Origin of the sequence: Streptomyces sp. VTCC 41912 (assembly GCF_045799175.1) — a bacterium.
In the GTDB taxonomy this organism is placed as follows: domain Bacteria; phylum Actinomycetota; class Actinomycetes; order Streptomycetales; family Streptomycetaceae; genus Streptomyces; species Streptomyces albulus_C.
Genome location: NZ_JBJMAB010000112.1, coordinates 1 through 631 on the forward strand (window position 1 = coordinate 1; position 631 = coordinate 631).

Consider the following 631-nt stretch of genomic DNA (forward strand, 5'->3'; position numbering starts at 1 on the left):
TGCCGACGTATGCGTTCCAGCGTGAGTGGTTCTGGCCGGTGGGTCGGGCTGGCGGTGGTGGTGATGTGCGGGCTGTGGGGCTTGGTGTGACGGAGCATGCGTTGTTGGGTGCTGCGGTGGAACTCGCTGCTGGTGAGGGAGTGTTGTTCACCGGTCGTCTTTCTGTGCAGTCGCGGTCGCAGTCGTGGTTGGCGGATCATGTGGTGTTGGGTCGGGTGGTTGTTGCGGGGACTGCGTTGTTGGAGATGGTGTTGTGTGCGGGGGAGGGGGTTGGTTGTGATCGGGTGGCGGAGCTGACGTTGGCTGCTCCGTTGGTGTTGCCTGAGGTGGGCGGGGTGCGGGTGCAGGTGGCGGTGGGTGATCCGGATGAGGTGGGTCGTCGGTCCGTTGGGGTGTACTCGTGCCCGGATGCGGTCGGTGAGGGTGTTTGGTCGCTGCATGCGTCGGGTGTGTTGGCTCCGGGGGCAGCGCCGGGTGATGTGGGTTTCGATGGTGGGGTGTGGCCTCCTCGGGATGCTGTGGGGGTGGATGTTGAGGGGTGCTACGAGGAGTTCGCGGGGGCTGGGTTTGGTTATGGTCCGGTGTTCCGTGGGTTGCGTGCGGTGTGGCGTCGTGGTGAGGAGTTGTTCGC

At 65.0% G+C, this 631-nt stretch carries 1 protein-coding gene; it reads left to right on the forward strand.

Annotated elements, in window-relative coordinates:
* Positions 1 to 86: 86 nt before the first annotated feature.
* On the forward strand, positions 87 to 631 hold a 545-nt coding region (locus ACJ6WD_RS41365; protein ID WP_407617829.1), incomplete at its 3' end, for a polyketide synthase dehydratase domain-containing protein.